17 protein-coding genes are annotated in these 18,745 nt (G+C 59.3%); 9 read left to right on the forward strand and 8 right to left on the reverse strand.

Going from position 1 to position 18,745, the window contains the following annotated elements; translation table 11 throughout:
- Window positions 1–103: 103 nt before the first annotated feature.
- A complete protein-coding gene (locus ABIZ35_RS26720) occupies window positions 104–2,755 on the reverse strand; it encodes a glycoside hydrolase family 3 C-terminal domain-containing protein (RefSeq protein ID WP_348222992.1) in 2,652 nt (883 codons plus the stop codon).
- A 141-nt stretch (window positions 2,756–2,896) separates the two neighbouring features.
- Between ABIZ35_RS26720 and ABIZ35_RS26725 the strand changes: the two genes are divergently transcribed.
- The gene (locus ABIZ35_RS26725; protein WP_348222993.1) at window positions 2,897–3,904 is read left to right on the forward strand and encodes a LacI family DNA-binding transcriptional regulator; all 1,008 of its coding nucleotides are present in this window, start codon (window positions 2,897–2,899) and stop codon (window positions 3,902–3,904) included.
- Here the strand turns inward: ABIZ35_RS26725 and ABIZ35_RS26730 are convergent.
- Complete coding sequence (locus tag ABIZ35_RS26730) at window positions 3,901–4,848, reverse strand: cation diffusion facilitator family transporter (protein ID WP_348222994.1); 948 nt, start codon at window positions 4,846–4,848, stop codon at window positions 3,901–3,903. The genes ABIZ35_RS26725 and ABIZ35_RS26730 overlap by 4 nt on opposite strands.
- A gap of 389 nt (window positions 4,849–5,237) precedes the next feature.
- On the opposite strand from ABIZ35_RS26730, the gene ABIZ35_RS26735 reads away from it, so the two are divergent.
- Window positions 5,238–7,523: a methyl-accepting chemotaxis protein gene (locus tag ABIZ35_RS26735; protein WP_348222995.1), complete on the forward strand. Its 2,286-nt coding sequence runs from the start codon at window positions 5,238–5,240 to the stop codon at window positions 7,521–7,523.
- 24 nt (window positions 7,524–7,547) lie between these two features.
- Here the strand turns inward: ABIZ35_RS26735 and ABIZ35_RS26740 are convergent, their stop codons facing one another.
- Window positions 7,548–8,240, reverse strand: a complete 693-nt coding sequence (locus ABIZ35_RS26740; RefSeq protein WP_348222996.1) for a tetratricopeptide repeat protein — start codon at window positions 8,238–8,240, stop codon at window positions 7,548–7,550.
- Window positions 8,241–8,259: 19 nt separating this feature from the next.
- On the reverse strand, window positions 8,260–10,176 hold the full coding sequence (dxs, locus tag ABIZ35_RS26745; protein ID WP_348222997.1) for a 1-deoxy-D-xylulose-5-phosphate synthase: 1,917 nt from the start codon (window positions 10,174–10,176) through the stop codon (window positions 8,260–8,262).
- 226 nt (window positions 10,177–10,402) lie between these two features.
- Between dxs and ABIZ35_RS26750 the strand changes: the two genes are divergently transcribed.
- The 3 genes from ABIZ35_RS26750 (at window position 10,403) to ABIZ35_RS26760 (ending at window position 13,226) form a co-directional block, all read left to right on the forward strand.
- The gene (locus ABIZ35_RS26750; protein WP_348222998.1) at window positions 10,403–11,170 is read left to right on the forward strand and encodes a PD-(D/E)XK nuclease family protein; all 768 of its coding nucleotides are present in this window, start codon (window positions 10,403–10,405) and stop codon (window positions 11,168–11,170) included.
- A 200-nt stretch (window positions 11,171–11,370) separates the two neighbouring features.
- On the forward strand, window positions 11,371–12,822 hold the full coding sequence (locus ABIZ35_RS26755) for an MATE family efflux transporter (RefSeq protein ID WP_348222999.1): 1,452 nt from the start codon (window positions 11,371–11,373) through the stop codon (window positions 12,820–12,822).
- Window positions 12,823–13,001: 179 nt separating this feature from the next.
- Entirely contained in the window at window positions 13,002–13,226 is a 225-nt protein-coding gene (locus tag ABIZ35_RS26760; RefSeq protein ID WP_348223000.1) for a hypothetical protein, read from the forward strand.
- A 33-nt stretch (window positions 13,227–13,259) separates the two neighbouring features.
- Here the strand turns inward: ABIZ35_RS26760 and ABIZ35_RS26765 are convergent, their stop codons facing one another.
- The gene (locus ABIZ35_RS26765) at window positions 13,260–13,898 is read right to left on the reverse strand and encodes a CGNR zinc finger domain-containing protein (protein WP_348223001.1); all 639 of its coding nucleotides are present in this window, start codon (window positions 13,896–13,898) and stop codon (window positions 13,260–13,262) included.
- A gap of 109 nt (window positions 13,899–14,007) precedes the next feature.
- Between ABIZ35_RS26765 and gap the strand changes: the two genes are divergently transcribed.
- Together gap and ABIZ35_RS26775 are read left to right on the forward strand one after the other, a co-directional pair.
- Window positions 14,008–15,021 (forward strand): type I glyceraldehyde-3-phosphate dehydrogenase, encoded by a 1,014-nt coding sequence (gap, locus tag ABIZ35_RS26770; protein ID WP_348223002.1) that lies wholly within the window; start codon window positions 14,008–14,010, stop codon window positions 15,019–15,021.
- Window positions 15,022–15,355: 334 nt separating this feature from the next.
- Window positions 15,356–15,559 carry a hypothetical protein gene (locus ABIZ35_RS26775; protein ID WP_348223003.1) on the forward strand — a complete coding sequence of 68 codons (204 nt, stop codon included), beginning with the start codon at window positions 15,356–15,358 and terminating at the stop codon, window positions 15,557–15,559.
- 362 nt (window positions 15,560–15,921) lie between these two features.
- Here ABIZ35_RS26775 and ABIZ35_RS26780 read toward each other — a convergent pair whose 3' ends face one another.
- On the reverse strand, window positions 15,922–16,398 hold the full coding sequence (locus ABIZ35_RS26780; RefSeq protein ID WP_348223004.1) for a hypothetical protein: 477 nt from the start codon (window positions 16,396–16,398) through the stop codon (window positions 15,922–15,924).
- 282 nt (window positions 16,399–16,680) lie between these two features.
- On the opposite strand from ABIZ35_RS26780, the gene ruvC reads away from it, so the two are divergent.
- On the forward strand, window positions 16,681–17,184 hold the full coding sequence (gene ruvC / locus ABIZ35_RS26785; protein WP_348223005.1) for a crossover junction endodeoxyribonuclease RuvC: 504 nt from the start codon (window positions 16,681–16,683) through the stop codon (window positions 17,182–17,184).
- Between the two features lie 4 nt (window positions 17,185–17,188).
- On the opposite strand, the gene ABIZ35_RS26790 is transcribed toward ruvC, so the two are convergent.
- Both ABIZ35_RS26790 and ABIZ35_RS26795 read right to left on the reverse strand, forming a co-directional pair.
- Window positions 17,189–17,674 (reverse strand): hypothetical protein, encoded by a 486-nt coding sequence (locus ABIZ35_RS26790; RefSeq protein WP_348223006.1) that lies wholly within the window; start codon window positions 17,672–17,674, stop codon window positions 17,189–17,191.
- Between the two features lie 8 nt (window positions 17,675–17,682).
- Complete coding sequence (locus ABIZ35_RS26795; RefSeq protein WP_348223007.1) at window positions 17,683–17,994, reverse strand: hypothetical protein; 312 nt, start codon at window positions 17,992–17,994, stop codon at window positions 17,683–17,685.
- 108 nt (window positions 17,995–18,102) lie between these two features.
- Between ABIZ35_RS26795 and ABIZ35_RS26800 the strand changes: the two genes are divergently transcribed.
- On the forward strand, window positions 18,103–18,745 hold a 643-nt coding region (locus ABIZ35_RS26800; protein ID WP_348223008.1), incomplete at its 3' end, for an AraC family ligand binding domain-containing protein.

Genomic DNA, 18,745 nt, shown 5'->3' on the forward strand with positions numbered 1-18,745 from the left:
GCGTTTGAGCGTCAGACGCCGGCGATTTTAATCGCCGGCTATCTTGTATTCGACGGGCTAATTGCGTCCATCGGTAAGGTCTTTCGCCGATGGACGCAAGACCTTACCGCGCCTCGATCTTGGCGCTGAGAGCGCCCTTGCCGGAGTCCACGTCGGGCTGGCCGCCGCCGATGTAGACTTGCCACGTGCCCGGCTGCAATTGCTTGACGCCCTCGGAGTTGAACAAGAGGAACTGATCGTGCTGAATTGTAAAGCTGACGGTCTTGCTTTCGCCGGGCTGTAAATTTATGCGCTGGAAGCCGGTGAGGATCAGGCGGGGCATGGATTGGCCCGGCTCGATCTCACGCGGGATGCCGTCTGGATCGGGGCGCAGATAAAGCTGAACGACTTCGTCGCCGGCGAGTTTGCCGGTGTTCTTGACTTCGGCGCTCACGGTGACGGGGCCGCCAGGCTCCGTTTCCTTGGGAACGCTGAGCTTGGAGTAGGCGAAGCGTGTGTAGCTCAGGCCGTAGCCGAAGGGATAGAGCGGGTGGCCGCCGTAGTAGCGATACGTCCGATGGTTCATCGAGTAATCACGGAACGGGGGCAGTTGGTCGACGCCGGTGTAGAAGGTGACGGGAAGACGTCCGGCGGGATTGTAGTCGCCGAACAGGACATCCGCGACGGCGGTTCCGCCTTCTTCGCCGGGGTACCAGGCGTCGAGGATGGCGGGCAGTTTGTCATTCGCCCAGTTGACGCTGAGCGCGCTGCCGCCCAGCAGCACGAGGACAACTGGTTTCTTGGTGGCGTAGAGGGCTTCCAATAAATCCTGCTGCACCTGTGGGATATCCAGGGTGGCGCGGTCGCCGGTGCCGCCCGCGCCTTCTTCGCCCTCGACGGCGCCGGAGATGCCGCCGACGAAGATGACCGCGTCGGCGGCCTTGGCGGCGTCGACGGCGGGAGCGAAGGACGGCGCTGAGTCATCGCGCCACACCAAATGGACTTCCGCGCCCTGGCCCTCTTGATAGTACTCCACGCGGATCGGTACGGACTGACCGGCTTTGAGCGGCAGCACGTAGTCGCGGGAGGTCACTGCGTGCGATCCCCAATCCTCGGCGACATTCTTGCCGTCGATGAAGAGGCGATATCCATCGTCGCCGCTGATCGTCAGCGTGTAATTGGTGTCCTTCGGCGCTGTCAGCGTTCCGCTCCAGCGGACCGAGAAGTTCTCATGCGCCACGCCGTCGATCGGCGCCTCGGCGAAGTTGAAGTCGATGCTGGCGTCCTGGCGTGTCGCGGCTGGCGCGCCTTCCAGCTTCATATTGGTGAAGTATTCGCCCTGGAAGCCCGGCTTGCCGCCGCTGGACACGACATCGCCCGAGATCGGCGCGCCTTCCTTCGCCGTCAGCAGACCGCTTCCGCGGACATAGGTGACTTTGACGTCGGCGCCCGCCCGCTTGCGAATCCCCTCCAGCACGCTGACTTCATGCGAAGAGACGCCGTGATAGTTGCCCTCTTGAACCACAGTGTTGTCGGCGTTCGGGCCAATGACGGCGATGCTTTTGATCTTCGAGCTGAACGGCAGGAAGTTTTTGTCATTTTTCAAGAGGACGATCGATTCGCGCGCCGCCTGCAGGGCCAGCGCGCGGTGCTCCGGGCTTTCGATGACGCTTGCGGGAATGTTCGCGTAAGTGACCTCCGACGGCGGATCGAACATTCCCAGCTTGAAGCGAGCCGTGAAGAGGCGCTTGAGCGACTTGTCGATCTCAGCTTCGGTGATGAGCCCCTGCGCCACGGCGGCGGGCAATGAGTTAAACGCGCTGTCGCATGCCAGGTCATTCCCCGCCTTGACCGCCAGCGCGGACCCGGCTTCCTGCGTGGGAGCGTACTTGTGGCTGTTGGAGATATCCGTGATCGCTCCGCAGTCTGAGACGACATATCCCTGGAACCCCCACTGATCGCGCAGCAGCGTTTGCAGCAGCAAGGTGCTCGCGGGCGCCGGGACGCCGTAAAGACTGCTGTAGGCGCTCATGACACTGTAAACGTGACCGTCGGTGACGGCGGATTTGAACGCGGGCAGATACGTATCGTGCAAGTCGTAGGGCGAAACGACTGCGTTGAACACATGCCGTTCGGGTTCGGGGCCACTGTGAACCGCGTAGTGTTTCGCCGTCGCGATGACTTTGAAGTACTTCGGATCGTCGCCTTGCAGTCCCTTGATGTATGTCGAACCGAACTGCGAGGTCAAATACGGATCCTCGCCGTAGGTTTCCTGGCCGCGCCCCCATCGTGGGTCGCGAAAGATATTGATGTTCGGCGCGAAGAAGGTCAGTCCATAAAACGGCGTGGGCTTGCCGGCGGCGTTGGTGCGATTGAACTCCGCGCGGTCCTCGTCCCCGATGGCGCTGGCGACTTTGGCGTGCAAGGGGATATTGAATGTCGCCGCCAGACCGATCGGCTCCGGAAAGACCGTATCAAAGCTCTTGCCGCCGTAGGCGTAGCCGTGCAGTGATTCGCTCCACCAGTAATAGGCGGGAATACCGAGGCGCGGGATCGCGGGGGCGTCGGTTCCCATCTGCGCGGCCTTTTCGGGCAGCGTCATGCGCGAGACGATATCGTCCACACGCTTTTCGATGGGGAGCTTGGAGTTTTGGAAGGGAAACGTGGCCTGGGCCGACGACGCTATTGGCGTCAGCAGCGCGGCCGCCGCCAGCAGCGGCAGGCCGCCGAACGGTTTGGCGGCGCGCTTCGATCGAGAAATGACTGGGGAACGCATACGATCTCCTTCAGCGATGACGAGAAGAGTTGAAATGTTTCAATTGGCTCATTATAACTCTCCGCCCGCCGTCCGTCAAGAGATTTTTTGTCGGCGCGGGAATGAAGTATAATAGAAGGGTCGCTCCCAAATTGAAAATCCATGCCAACCATCAAAGACATCGCCCATATCTCCGGCGTATCGCTCGCCACGGTCTCATACGTCCTGAATAATCGTCCAGGAAAAGTCTCTCCAGAAAAGCGCGAGCGCGTTCTGGCGGCGATCCGTCAGACCAATTACCGCCCGCGCCAATCGCTGCAGCGCGCCGCGCTTCCGGACTGCCTGACCCTCGGTATCGCGGTCGGCTCCGCCACGCGCGACCGCTATTTTCAGGCGATGCTCGACAACCTGCACAACGTTCTGGACGAAATGGGCCACAACTCCCTGATCTTCACCAGCCGCCTGTTCTACGAAGATCCGCTGCTCAGTATCCGCACCTACTGCGACGGCCGCTGCGACGGCCTGATCGTCGTGTCGCCCTCAGTCGGTAACGAACTTGTCCGAACCCTGCGTGAACGCGGGTTTCCGCATATCTTAGTGGGGAATTCGGGAGATGACGCCCTGTCTTCCTCCTGTGAGATCGACAACCTCGCTGCCGCCCGCACGGCGATGGGGGAGCTGCTCAGTCAAGGGCATAAACGGATCGCCTACTGCCGTGGCCCGCATGAGACGCGCGCCAGCTGGCAGCGTGAGGAAGGTTACCGGCAGATCCTCGCCGAAGCCGATCTGCCGATCGACGAACGATGGATTGGGGAGATCCCGGACATTCGCTCCTGGGCGCCTGGCCTGCTGACCCTGCCGCCAGACGAGCGTCCCACCGCGATCTTCAGCTTCAGCGACGGCGTCTCGCGCCTCCTCCTCTCGGCCCTCACCGCCGCCGGCGCCAGCGTCCCGAGCGACATCTCCCTGGTCAGCGTCGACGACCTTGGCGCCGATGCGACCAACCCCCCGCTGACGACCGTGCGGCAGCCATTTCAGGAGATCGGGCGCGGGGCGGCGGAGATACTGCTCGCGCAGATCCGTGATCCAGAGCTTGCGCCGCAGCAAAGATTGATTGAGGGAGAGTTGGTGCGGAGAGATTCGGTGGGGATAGGTCCCTTAGGTCCCTAGTGATCGTGCCCGCATCCACTCGAATGTGATTCCAGGAAGCAATACAGCTCTTCCGGGTCCATGTTGCAGCCGTTGCAGTCGCCGATCTCCGCCTGGATAGTGGCGTGGCCGATGCCGAAGTCGTCGTGCAGTTTGTGGTTGACGGCGGAGACGACGGTGGAGCTCTGGATGACGGTGAACTCTTCGGGCAGCACGATGTGGCAGCTGAGGAAGATGATGCCGTCGCCGACGGTCCAGACGTGCAGGTCGTGGACGTCACGCACGCAGGCGACGCTTTTGATGGCGGCGACAAGTTTGGTGATGTCCATTCCCTTGGGCGTCCCTTCGAGAAGGACGTTCGTGGCGTCGATGATGATTTCCCACGACGAGTAGAGAATAAACGCGGCGATCATCACGGAGACGATCGGGTCGGCGAGCGTCCAGCCGGTGAAGTGGACGACGACGCCGGCGATCAGAACTCCGAGGGAAGATAGGGCGTCGCCAGCCATGTGGATATAGGCGGCGCGCGCGTTGAGGCTGTTGTGACTTTCACCGCGCAGCCAGTAGGCGATGACGGTGTTCATCACGAACGCGACGGCGGCGACGCCCATCATCAGGCCCGCTTGAATGTGCGGCTGGGGATGGAGAAAAACGTTCCATGCCTCGACCAGGATCATGATCGCGATCACGACGAGCGCGGCGGCGTTGAACCAGGCCGTGAGGATGGCGACGCGGTGGTAGCCAAAGGTGTTGCCGGGGCCGGCGGGCCGGCGGGCGACCCAGACCGCATAGGCGGCGAGGCCGAGCGCAAGCGCGTCGCTCGCGTTATGTCCGGCGTCGGACACCAGGGCCAGCGAATGTGCGCGCAGGCCGTAAAACAGCTCCACGGCGACAAAGGTGATTGTCAGCGCCAGTGAGATCCAGAGAAGCCGTCCGCTTGTCGCGCCGTGTGTATGTCCTGCCATGACATTATTATACCCGGTCCGCCGGAATGTCAACAAAGACGAAAGGCCCGGCGCTCTAAATAGCGTCCGGGCCGTTCGAGAGAAAGGGATGCGCCGCGCTTCACTAAATTCCACGCGGGGCGGTTTGCGGAGCGCTAAATCGCTCTCACAATGCAATTATTGGATCCGTATGCACGTACCGTTACCCGTACATGTGCCCGGTTTTATTTTTTTTTCTCGTACTCCCTCATTTGCATCGTATCGTACTGATGAATCCCTTTTGACATCCCGATAATGGAATGCCGGCGCTCGATCGAATTGGGTTGAGCAAGAACTGGATGGATTCCATGGGGTTTTTACTCACTCCCGCAAATCGAATATTAAGGCGTCTCCCGTTTGCCGGGAAATTTATGCTGATCGGCGTTCTCTTTTTGGCGCCGCTGCTGCTCGTCTTCTATTATTTTCAATCGGAAATCAACATTGGGATTGCATTTGCCCGCCAGGAGCGCGACGGCGTTGCTTATGAGCGCCCGGTGACGAAACTGCTGGAAGACGTTCTGGCGCACCAGCGAATGCTGAACCGGCAGCGCGCCGTTCATGATGTCGCCCGCGAAGAGGTGGCGCGTCAGCAGGATCAGATCGATCTCGATATACTAGCCGTTGACGCTGCCGACAAGGCGCTCAATTCGTCGTTGAAATCTACCGACGAGTGGACAAAGCTCAGGAGCGCGTGGCGGACGTTAAAGCAATCTTTCAGCACGGGTGCAAGCAGCGATCCGGCGGATTATCGGACATTCTCCGATGGGCTGGCGTCGTTTATTCAGACTATCGGCAATAACTCCAACCTGATCCTCGATCCAGATATCGACAGCTACTATTTGATGGATACGGCGCTGATCCAAATTCCGCAGACGATGGCGGGAATGAGCCGCGCCGCAGACAAGGCGGCGTCCACCGCCCAGCGGTCGCTTTCCGACGAAGATCGGATCCAGCTCTCCCTGATGGTGGATCACATCTCGACCCCGATCGATACGATGCAAAGCGATCTGCATCAGTCGACGCAGTACAACGCGTCGATTGGCCGTCAGCTCACTGCGCCTCAGCTTGCCGCCGTTCAGCGCGCGAATGAATTCCTCGGTTTGCTTCAAGTAGGGTGGCTTCATACGCCTGCTGACCGCAGCGCTCGCACAAGACTGCAGGCTGGTTCGGATGCGGTCGTGGACGCACTCTCGCAATATCACGGGCAGACGCTGGATACGCTCGACTCATTGCTGCAAGTCCGTCTTCAGAAGTTTTTGGCGCGTCGGGCGCTAGTGGATAGCTGTGTCGCCATATTTCTTCTGCTTGCTCTTTCGTTCTTCGCCGCTCTTTCTCGTTCGACGACGAAGACGCTGGCGGACATCTCCGGGCGAATGTCCAGTCTCAATAATGTCTGCGTCACGAACTTGGGCGGCGCCATCCAGGCGCTGGAGCGCGGCGACTTGACCGTGCAGGTTGACACCGCGACCCTTCCGCTCGTGCTGGACACGCGGGACGAACTGGGAGACGTCGCTTCGACATTCAACTCCATTCTCTCGCAAACGCAGGCGACGATCCATTCCTTTCACACATCGCAAGCCGCGTTAGGCGTTCTGGTGCTGCGCATTCAAGATTCCGCCGCCAACGCTGGAGCCGCCGCCGAACTTCTCGCGGTCAATGCGGCTTCGGCTGGCCGGGCCGGCGCCGAGATCGCGCAAAGTGTCCAGGAAATCGCGGCGTCCAGCGAACAAACGGCGCTGGCTTCCACGGATGTTGCGCGCGGCAGCGCCGCGCAGGCCATGGCGATTGCGGAAAGCGTGGAGCTTCTCAAACTGCTCGACAGATCGATACAGGGAGCGGCGAGCGATGCGCACAGCGCGTTCGGCGAGGCGTCCGGGGCGAAGGCGGCGGCGGCCACCGGCGCCGAGACGGTAACGCAGTCCCTGGCGCGGATGGAGAGTATCAAGCGCATGGTCGTGAACTCAGCGCAAGTCGTCGCGGACCTGGGACAGTCTTCGAAGCACATCGGAGCAATTATCACGAGCATCACGGCGATTGCGGACCAGACAAATCTTCTCGCTCTCAACGCCTCGATCGAAGCGGCCCGCGCGGGAGAATCCGGCCGCGGCTTTGCCGTGGTTGCCGATGAAGTGCGGAAGCTGGCGGATCGCTCGCGCATGGCCAGCGCCGAAATCAACAATCTGATCCGCGATGTACAGGCGCGGACAGAGGAAGCCGTCGCGGCCATGGAGGAAGGCGTGCGCGAGGTGGAGGTTGGAAGCGCCCTGGCGCAGGGCGCCGGCGCGGCGATGGCGGACATTCAGACACGCGTCATCCTTGTGAGCGACCGGGTATCGAAAATACTCGGCGAAACGGAGCGAATGTCGGCGGCGTCGGAAAAAGTATCGAACGCGGTGACGGATGTGGCTGCGGTCGTCGAAGAATCCAGCGCGGCGGCTGAGGAAATGTCGGCGTGCGCGGAAGAGGTTTCCTCGACGATACAAGTGATCGCGTCGGCAAGCAGCGACCAGGAAGCCGTCGTGGTAAAGTTTGTCGTCGCTTCGGAAAACCTTTCGGCCATTGCGCAGGATCTTGCGGAAAAGGCGGCGCACTTTCAGGTCGCGCAAACGACGCCGATACAATCTGCTTCGGGAAGTGTGACGCGCATGGCGGCGTAGTCGCCAAACGCGCTGAGAGGGTGATTATTGGGCGGAGGTCCCGGGAGCGCCGCCCTTATCCATGCTCGAATGGGCTTCTGTCAGCTCAATGAGATGCGCTGCGTCTTCGTGATGTACCCCGTTGGGAAAACGCTTGAGATATTGCTTCCAGACATCGATCGCCTTTTTCGGGTCGCCAAGGTCGTTGGCGTAAACGTCGCCCTGGTTGAACAGACTGGTCTCGTGCGACGGCTGTTTCTGCTGCGCCAGAAAGTATTGCGCCAGCGCCTTCTGCGGCTGGCCTGCAAAACGGTAGGCGTTCCCCAAATCCGTCAGCACATCTGGGTTGCCGCCAAATCCACGCTTAACAGCCTCAGTGTAATAGGCAATCGCCGCTGGCCAGTTTTTATGATCGTATGACCAGTTGCCCAGGTTCAGCGCGGCCTTCGCGGGCGGCAGGTCCAGAATCAGATCCGGGGTTGGCATCGTATTGCCGGCCGTCGCGTTCGTATCGGCGCCGCTGACTGGCGCTGTGGCGGGGGGCGTCGGAGGCGTGGTCGCGGCCGGAGCAACCGCCGCCGGAGACGTTGGCTTCGGCGACGCGGCGCGCGGCAGGACCGAAGCCGAGATCGCGGCGCCGCAGGCGGCGGCGATCAGGCCGGTGACAGCGAAACCGATCCAGGCGGGACGCTGCTGGGTGGGAGTAGGGTTGATGGGAAGTCGTGCTTTTTTTGCCATAGGATTTCGGAGGAGGCCCTCACACCACCGCATACCCGCTCTCACGTCGCGTCCCAACCATTTCGCGCGCTTTTGCGGCGGCGGCTTGCGCCGTCAGGCCGACCATTTCGCGCAGAACGGGGACGGGGCCGTGTTCGACGAACTCGTCGGGCAGGCCAATTCGGGCGATGGGAATGTGGACGCCGTGGTCGGCGAGCAGCTCCAGGACGCCGGAGCCAAAGCCGCCGGTCGTGGCGCCGTCTTCGATGGTAATGACGCGGCCGCAGCGGCGGGCGACTTCTAAAATGGTCTCGGCGTCGAGCGGCTTGCAGAAGCGGGCATTGACAACCGTGGCGTGAATGCCTTGTTCGGCGAGCAGCGCGGCGGCGTCGAGCGCGATCTCTACTCCGGCGCCGAGGCCCAGCAGGGCGACATCGCCGCCGTCTTGCAGAACTTCGGCCTTGCCCAAAATAATCTCGGGCGTATTCTCATCGGACAGCTGGCGGGCGCCGCCGCGCGGGTAGCGCACGGCGATCGGGCCGGTATTGTAAGCGAGGGCGAAGCGGGCCATGGCGCGCAGTTCGTCGGTGTCCTTGGGCGCGGCGATCACCATGTTCGGGACGCAGCGCAGGTAGGCGAGGTCCAAAACGCCGTGGTGCGTGCCGCCGTCGTCACCGACCAGGCCGCCCCGGTCCAGGAAGAAGCGCACGGGGAGATGCTGGAGCGCGACATCATGGACGATCTGATCGTAGGCGCGCTGCAAAAATGTCGAGTAGATCGCGACGACGGGCTTGAAGTTCTCGGCGGCGAGGCCGGCGGCGAATGTCACGGCGTGCTGCTCGGCGATGCCGACATCGAAGAAGCGCTCGGGATGCAGCTTGGCGAACTTGTTCAGGCCGGTGCCGTCCGGCATGGCGGCGGTGATGCCGATGATCTTGTCATCGGTTTCCGAAAGGTCGCACAGGGTGTCCGAAAAGGCGCTGGTGTAGGTGACGCCGGTCGTCTTCGATTCCATTCGGCCGTCATCGGGGCTGAATTTGGAAAGGCCATGGTACGTACGCGAGTCGGCCTCGGCGTAGGGGATGCCCTTGCCTTTGACCGTCAGCACATGGACCAGTACGGCGCCCTTCATCTTCTTGACGTGATTAAACACGTCGATCAGCGCTTCGACATTGTGGCCATCGATCGGCCCGATATAATGGAAGCCCATTTCTTCGAACAGCAAACCGGTGTGGGCGGGTGTCGCGAAGTGGGTGGCGGTGTGCTTGGCCGCGCGCGCCGCCTTGGTGATCAGGCCGCTGCCCAGCGGCAAGCCCTTGATCACACCCTTGGCGGTGCTTTCGGCGAACTGGTACATCGGCTCCATGCGCAGCTTGGAAAGATACGTGGCGAGCGCGCCGACATTTTCGGCGATCGACATCTCGTTGTCATTCAGGATGACCGTGATGTTGGTGCCGTCGTCCGCCGCGTTGTTCATGCCTTCCAGCGCGAGGCCGCCGGTGAGCGCGCCGTCGCCGATTAGGGCCAGCACGGACTCTTTGCCGCCTCGGAAGTCGCGGGCCTTGGCGAAGCCCATCGCCGCCGAGATCGAAGTGGACGCGTGGCCGGCGCCGTACAGATCGTAAGGGGATTCGTCGATGCGCAGAAAGCCCGAAAGGCCGCCGTGCTGGCGAATGGTCGGAAGCTGATCGCGCCGTCCGGTCAGGATCTTGTGGACATAGGCCTGATGGCCGACATCCCAGATCAGTTTGTCCTTGGGAAGATCGTAGACTTTGTGCAGCGCCAGGGTCAGCTCGACGACGCCGAGCGAGGGGGCAAGGTGCCCGCCGGTTTTGGACACACACTCGGTCAAATAGGCCCGGATCTCCTCCGCCAGAGATCGCAGCTGCTCCACGCCGAGCGGCTTGAGATCGGCGGGGCTATTGATTTGGCTGAGCAAATTCGTTCCGCTCTCCATAAAGAACTCTTCTTTCTTGACGCTAATGGATTATGATACCCGCCCAGCGGCGAACTCTGTCAACGCGCAATCCTACTTTGTTGCTTTAATTCACAAAGTAGTTTGTATTATATCTTGGAATGCGATTTTTGTCAATATTCCTCTTTTTTCGCAAAAGTTGTACAGAACAGCGTTCTCATGGGGATAATAATAGTAGACTCAAGGAGCATCATGGAGAAAGCCGCCCATGCAAGTCTCGTATAACAAGCTCAAAACGTTTGGTGAGTGTCCCCTCAAATACCGTTTGACCTATGTCGAGCGCCTTCCCCGCCCGCCAATCGCCTGGCTGGGCTTCCAGCGACGTGTCCATCTCGCCCTCGCTCGTTATCACGACATTGCAAAACGCGACGGAAGCGTCCGTATCGAGGAGCTGCTCAGCGCCTACGAAAAAGTCTGGGAGTTGGACAAGTATCCCGAACTGCGCGACGGGACCGAATATCAGGACGGCGAAGAGATCCTGCGCATGTACTGCGACAACGAGCAGCGCAAACGTCGCGTTCCCGCCCATCTGGAAAAGAAGGTTCGCTGCAGCTTCGGCCCCTACACCCTGACTGGCAAGGTCGATCGGATCGATTTTGGTGAGGACGACCGCTACTCCGTCGTCGACTACAAGCTCGACCGCAAATTGCCTCCCGCCAACCCCGCCGCCGTGGACCGCCAGCTTTCCTTCTACCAATTGCTCGTGCGCGAGGGCCTGGGCCTGACCGTGGACGACGTGCGCCTTTACTACCTGCGCCACGGCGTCGAGAAAGCCGCCCCGCGCACGCGCGAGCATCTCCACGAAACCGTCGCCTGGGTGGACGAGACAGCGGGCGCGATCCAAAAAGAGCGCCGCTGGATGCCTTGCGAGGGCGACGCCTGCAAAACCTGCCCCTACTTCAAGCTCTGTCCCGCCAAAACCGGCCACGCCCGTGAGGCCCGCGAAGTCTGGGCGCAGGCGGAATTGCCTTGGTGATATTGGCTGGCCGCTCGGGAATAATCCCCGCGTAATGTGCATCGTTGAATATGTGGCCTTCGAACCCCGGTCTTCACAAACCGGGGAATTCGTCGTGTCTGGATTTAGCAGGAACTCCGTCGGCGGCGATAGAGTTGGAATAAAGACACGACAACGTGAGACGCTCCGGCGAAGGAGCGGTGTGGAGTGAGGAGCGGCTTTTGACGATTGAAGAACAGGACAAGCGCGACGACGCGATGTCTCTCTCTGATACGGACATGGACGGCGGCAAGTCTGTCAGTGCGGGGCCGGAAGTCACGCTGGAAAAGATTGAGCGGGAGTCGCATGGGAGCCTGCACCGGATGGTGTGGATGCTAGCGTGGCCGTCGGTGGTCACGATGCTGCTTCAGACGCTCAATTCGTTTATGGATCGTGGGTTCGTCGGGAGCCTTGGCCCGGATAGCCTGGCGGCGGTTGGAGTCGGCGGTCAGCTGATGTTCCTGCTGTTTTCGGTGGGAATGTCCATTTCCATTGGGGCGACGGCGCTGGTGGCGCGCTTTACCGGCGCCGGCGAAAAAGACCAGGCGTCGATGGCGGCGAACCAAAGCCTTTGGATCGCCGGGGTTGCGTCGATCGTATGTCTCGCTCTGATGTGGCCGCTGCGTGATATTCTCGTGACGGCGATGGGCGTCAACGCCGACGCCCGCCATCTGACCATCCAATACATCACGATCACTCTGCTGGGCGTGCCGGCGCTGTTCGTCATGCTGATCCTGGGCGGAGTCTTCCGGGGACTGGGCGATACGCTGACGCCCCTTTATGTGATGATCGGCGTCAACGTCATTCACCTCGGGGGTGACTATCTGCTGATCTTCGGGCACTATGGATTCCCAAAACTTGGATTGACGGGCGGCGCCATGGCGCTGGCGGCGTCGCAAGTGATCGGAGCGCTGCTGTATCTGTTTGCGCTGCGATCTTCCGTACTGCCGGGTGTGCTGCGGCGCGCTCGCCGTCCGCACTGGGACTGGGCGCAGCGCATCCTGCGCATTGGCATCCCTGCCGCGCTGCAAAACCTTTCGCGTATTGTCTCGATGCTCGCCTTTACCGGCGTGCTCGCTAGGACGGGCGATGGCACGGCGGCGGTCGCGGCCCTGACGATCGGGCTCACCTCCGAAAGCATCGCCTTCATGCCCGGCTTCGCCTTCTCCACGGCGGCGGGCACGCTGACAGGGCAGAACCTGGGGGCCAAGAACCCGGAGCGCGCCGAGCGCGCCGCGTGGGCCGCCTTGCAGCAGGGCTTGGCGATCATGATCGTGATGGGCGCGGTGTTCTTTATCTTCGCCCGGCAGTTCGCGCTGATTTTCACCCAAGATCCCCGAGTGATTGAGCTCACAGTGGATTATTTGAGGATTTCCGCGCTGTCCGAGCCGTTCCTGGCGTTCGGCATGATCTTGACGGGCGCGCTGAACGGCGCAGGGGATACCAAGGCTCCAGCCTGGGCGAGTATCGTCACAATGTGGGGAATCCGTCTGCCGCTGGCGTATTGCGCCGCGCATCTGTGGGGCTTCGGGGCGGTCGGGGCCTGGTGGGCCATGGCAGTTTCCACAATGGCCGGCGGCGTCGCCGCCTACGCCATCTTCAAATGGGGGCGATGGAAAAAAGTGAAAGTCTGACCACTCACCTGTGATACAATAGAGACGTCAGCCATTTCAATAAACGTTGTTTCGCAGAAAGTTAAAAAATGAAGTTGCCGCAGAAGATGGCCAAGGCTTGTCTCGCTTTCACTTTGGTTAGTTTCAGTTTGGCTGGAGGAGGATGTTCCGGTGGGGGCGGGAGCTCGGATAATCAAATCTTGTCCGGTACTGGAACCGTCATGCATCACGCGTTTGAAGGCGGGTTCTATGCGATCGATGGGGATGACGGACAGCATTACGATCCGACCAATTTAAGCCCTGCTTTTCAGCAGGACAATCTCCGCGTGAAATATCGTATCCAGAAGCTGCCGAACAACACAAGCACGCATCAATATGGTTATGTGGTGGAAGTACTTGAGATCAATAACCTGACAGCGAACTGACCGTGGCTGCCTTAGAATTCGCCGCAAGATAATCTATCCCTGCAAGGCGTCCACCGCCGCCGGTTCGGTCTGTGCAGCCCGGCCGACTTTCCGGCGATAGTACGCCGCCGCCTTCGGCGCGCTGCCGCATTTCTCCACACACCACCTGCGCTTGTGGTTCTTCGTCGTATCGTAAAAGACGCGAACGCAAGTCGGACATGCACACTGCCGCAGCAGCGAGAGATTGGCATGACACAGCAGGTCAACGGCGTCTGCGGCAATCGTGCTGAGCCATTTTTCACTAGGATGATTGGTCAGCAGGGATTCCTGAAAGCTCTGTGCGTCATATCCGATCTGGAAGTACGTCGGATGAGACTCTAACACGGCGTTCACTGTCTGTAGCGCCTGCGCTGGGGGCGGTGTTTGTTCGAGTACGCTATGGACTATGTCACGAAGGGCGGATCGCAGCGCGATCGCCTGGGGTAACGCGCCCTCCCAATACTCCGCGCCACCGTCGCCGCAAAGCCGCCTTCCGAAAATGGTCTCGGCCATGCGGACCCATTGCCTCAGTTCTTCACCGCTTCCGATAAACTCTATCTCCACCCCTCGGCATAAACACGCCGTGTTGATGAAGTCGAGACAAAGCCGCCCCCCGGCGAACATGGCCTCAGTATCCAAGATAAGATCGCTCATTCCCTGATTATGACTTACAAATAGCATATTGACAAGTGATAATACGATTCGTTATAATATTTTATGACGAGTTAAATATGGTTTTGAATGTGATACTTAGGAGGTTGATATGGCGACACGCGTTGGAATTAATGGCTTTGGACGGATCGGGCGGCTTTCTTTGCGGGCGATCTTTGAAAAATATCCGGACGACATCGAAGTCGTCGCGATCAATGATTTGACGGATGCAGAGACGAATGCGTTTCTCTTACAGCACGATTCTAACTATGGAAGTTTCCCAGGGACGGTTTCTGCGGATGACAAGGGGATCGTTGTCAACGGGAAAACGATCCATGTTTACGCCGAGCGGGATCCGGGCGCCATTCCCTGGGATCGTGACGGCGTCGATATCGTTCTTGAAGCGACCGGCGTTTTCACGGATGCGAATAAGGCGCGGGCGCACTTAGAGCATGGCGTCAAGAAAGTGATCATTGGCGCGCCGGCGAAGAACGAAGACATCACCGTCGTGCTGGGCGTTAATCATGACGCTTACGATCCGACGAAGCACACGATCGTTTCGAACGCCAGCTGCACGACCAATGGGCTCGCTCCGGTCGCGAAGGTCCTCCATGACAACTTTGGGGTGGAGAAAGGGCTTTTGACCGCGATCCACGCTTATACGAACTCGCAGGCGACGGTCGACACCGCCGCCAAAGATCTCCGCGACGCCCGCGCCGCCGCTCAGAACATTGTGCCCTCCAGCACCGGCGCCGCGAAGGCGGTGGGACTGGTCATCCCGGACCTGCAAGGGAAGTTCACGGGGATGTCATTCCGCGTGCCAACGCCGACGGTTTCGGTGGTCGACTTCACGGCTCTGCTCAGCCGCGACGTGACGGTGGAAGAAATCAACGCGGCGCACCAAGCGGCGGCCGAGTCCGGTCCGCTGGCTGGCATTCTCCAATACACCGAAGAACCGCTGGTTTCCACCGACTTGAAGCAAAGTCCCTATTCGTCGATTTTCTCCGCAGTGGATACAATAGGACTTGGGGATTTTGTGAAAGTCGTCGCCTGGTACGATAACGAGTGGGGCTATTCCGTCCGGATCGCCGATCTGATCCAGTTCCTTTCCAGCAAAGGTCTCTGAACGATCCGTAGGCAAGCAGGTGTGACTGATCGTTGCTCCCGCCTCTCCCACAGCTAAAGCAATGGGCTATTCAGGGGCAAGCCAGCTGAAGCAGGCTGCGGAGTTGTCAAACGCAGACAGCTTCCTCTGGCAGTCGGCTTTAGCCGCCTTCCCTCTGATTAGACCACTGCTTTAGCTGTGGGAAAGGCAATGGGGGCAGGAGACTTTTGATTGTGACCATCCAGCCAAAATAAATCTCCAATTTGGGTGTACATTCACCGATAATCACGGTATACTACACAAACACTAGTAAACAACTAGTCAATGTAGACTTTTGCTAGAGGAGTACGATCTCATGCAGCGCAGCCCACTCAAAAACACCCAGCCGCCCGTTTGGAACGCTCCCGTCGCCCCCGCGTCGGCGTTTGTAATGTGTCCGGCCGGGATGATGAGCTGGGAAGCCGTGCGGATCTATCAGGAAGCATGGCGGCGGGCGCTGGCGCAGCCGCGTAAGCTGCATGTCAGCGCGAAGGATCTGCCACGCTCATGGCGCAATTAAGTTCGTGGCGCAATTAAGTTTGCAGTGATGGAAGGCTGGGGCGGGAGCAAAAAATCCAGCCTCCAGTTTTCTGGACAGCCGGATCAGGGTGGTTCGGAATTTTTCGATCTCCGTTGGCGCGGTCGATCGAAGATGTGCTGATCTCCGCGTGTGCGGTCAATCCTAACTAAGAGCCGATCTCCGGTTGTCCGGTCGATCGGAGTTGCGACGCTTCCAGTTGACTGGTGCTCCACGTGGCGTGTGGAGAGGCGCGCAGGGGTGATGTCTCGAATGCGTTTGGCGACGCATCAAGGCAAAAACGAGCGACAAAGACCGGGGCCGGTCTCAATCAAAATTTCTTTGTTCAGCGCTTACAAATACCGTTAGGCCATCATGGCGCAGCAGACCGGCATGTTGTTCATCATCATCATGCACATGCATCCCGCCGCCATCATGCTCATCATGCACTCGCCGCAGGCCTGAATCATTTTAGCACAATCGGCGTCGCCGCTGGTGCATGTCATCATCACGCCTTTTTCCATCATCTCGCACTCACACTTCGCCATCATCATGTTGCACGCGCAGACGGTCATTCCGTTCATCATGCAGCAGCAGGAACATCCGGCGCCTTCCATCATCATACACAGGCTCTGCATCATCTTCGCGGACATTTCATCGTCGGACATGCACATCATCTTCATGCCGCCGTCGCACATTTCAATCGTCATCGTGCATCGGGGCGTCATCATCATATTCATGCCAGGCATCATGCTCATACCGGAAGCCATCGGCGTTCCCATACCCGAGCTCATCGGCATGCCGGTCATCATTCCGCGATCCATCGTCATCATGGTTTCCATTGAGGTTTCTCCTGATCTTTTCCGTGTTGTCATCCAGCGGCTCAAGACCGGTGGAAGCGACATGAGTATACATCCCACAGACACGAATTGCAAGCGTTTTTAAGCGAAATTATATAATATTATCTGTCAATAACTTGCAAATTTTGAAAGCGGTTTACTAGTGAAACTAGCAAACCAAGGAGAATTGCTTTCCTTGACAGCGCCACGCCTTTTGTCATACAATAACGGTGTGAAAGTATCAAATCGCCCCCTCACCATTGGCGTCTTAATGGTCGTCTGCTCATGAGAATTATCGGAATCGACCCCGGCACGGCGATCACTGGCTACGGCGTGGTGGAAAAGCGCGGCGACCGGATCTTGTTTCTCGACTGCGGCGCCATCACGACGCCGTCGACCATGGAGCCGCCCGATCGTCTGAAGCTAATTTACGAGGAGTTCAACAAACTCATCGATCAATATGAGCCGCAGCACGCCGCGACCGAGCGCCTGTTCTTCAACAACAATGTCACTACGGGCATTCCGGTCGGGCGCGCCCTCGGCGTGATCCTGCTCGCCATCGCCCAGCGCGGCCTGACCTGGACCGAGTACACGCCCACCCAGGTCAAAAGCGCCGTGGTCGGCAACGGACGAGCGGACAAAAAGCAAGTTCAGTTCATGGTCACCCGCCTGCTCACACTCGCCGAAACTCCCAAACCCGACGACGCCGCCGACGCCCTCGCAATCGCCATTTGCCACTCCCACTCCGTCAAGCTCGCCACCGCCATCAAGCGCGGCGTGCGGGGGTAGAAGGCTAGGCGCTGATATCGCTCCAATGCGCAGAGGATGCTAAGGTGGCGAGATGGCTGACATTTTCAGTCGCGATGATAACGTTTGTCAGCCCAAATCGTTCCGGCCGCAAACGGAGCGACTGCGCGGCAATTAAAACATCGGCATCCAGGGCTTGGGGTGGGGCGGTGATGTTTCCTTTGTTTCTCGTCTGAGCCCAGAGCTGCGCGGCAAGACGAATGTCCGGCGTGGATAGAGTAAGATATCGGTCGGCTTCCGCGGAGTGAAATGCGTCAAGGCGCTGAATTGCGTTAAGATTTCGTGATCGCAGGAATTCGCGTCGCAATTCATAGTCTGCGATCTCCGGGACAAAAAATCGGCATCCTGCTTTTGTCAACGCGATATACCAGGAGCGGCAGGCTTCTGTGGTCGATTCCGCGCCGCGCTTTTTCGTCAGGCGGCCAAGCGGAGATGTGTCAAGAACGATTGCGGTGGCTGTGGTGATTTGCATTTTGCCTGTCACGCCGCCTTTTCATCGCCCAGTCCGCTTGTATCAGAGAAATCGACACGGTCGGCGCGAAGGTTCGCTTCAATCTCACGCCATTCTTGGTCGCGCTGCTCCAGTTCTATGGTGTCGTCTGTTGCGTCTTCCTGATCCCATTGCTCAAAAAGCGTGAGAGTTGCGTCCGGCTTAGGCGAGACTAAATGGGACGGAGCGAACAAATGCTGTAGAGCCGCCGCCGCTGTTGCTTCGAGAGTTTGTCCTTCGCGATGCGCTGTTTCGACAAGCGCTCGTTCCACATCGGGAGTAAGTTCTATCGTTAATGTCATCAATATCTCTCCTCTCCGCTCATTGATATCATTATACTCGCGCTGATTGACCAATTCCGGAAAGCCGTTTTCAAATTTATTTCATGAAAATAGGTTAAAATAAGCGATATGACGCAAGATAGCCTGTCTATTCCGTTTTCACTGCCCATCACCTATCTCGGCGGCGTCGGCATGTTTGTCTCGCCGGGGGCATGGCGGCATGGGAAGCGCTTGATCGATGACTATGTGCTGATGTTCGTCCGCACCGGCGTTCTGCACATGCAGGAGGAAGATCAGCGGTTCGATGTGAAGCCGAACGAGATCCTGATGCTGGCGCCGGGGCGCCAGCATGAAGGCTTCTCGCATGAAGCGCAGGACCTGAGTTACCTGTGGATGCACTTCCGGCTTAGCGAGCCTATCGACGCTTCGCCCGAAATGACGGTCAGTCTCCCGCAGCATAGGATCGTGTCGCGTCCGGAGCGTTTGGAGGCGTTGTTTCGCCTCCTCGTCGGCGACAATATCCGTAAAACGACATCGCTCCTGTCTCGGAATATGCTGGCGTGCTGCATTTTGAGCGAAGTCGCTCAGGAAGACGCCAGTCAGGTCGAGAACGACGATTCCAAGATCGTCGCGAACCGGGCCAGCACGTTTATCCACACCCACTTCACGCAGCCCATTTCCGCCTCCGATGTCGCGGCGGCCGTCGCATGCAATCCGAAATACCTGGCCCGCGTCTACCGGGAAGTGTATCATGAGACGATGACGCAGTATA

Origin of the sequence: Capsulimonas sp. (assembly GCF_039929585.1) — a bacterium.
Classification (GTDB): Bacteria; Armatimonadota; Armatimonadia; order Armatimonadales; family Capsulimonadaceae; genus Capsulimonas.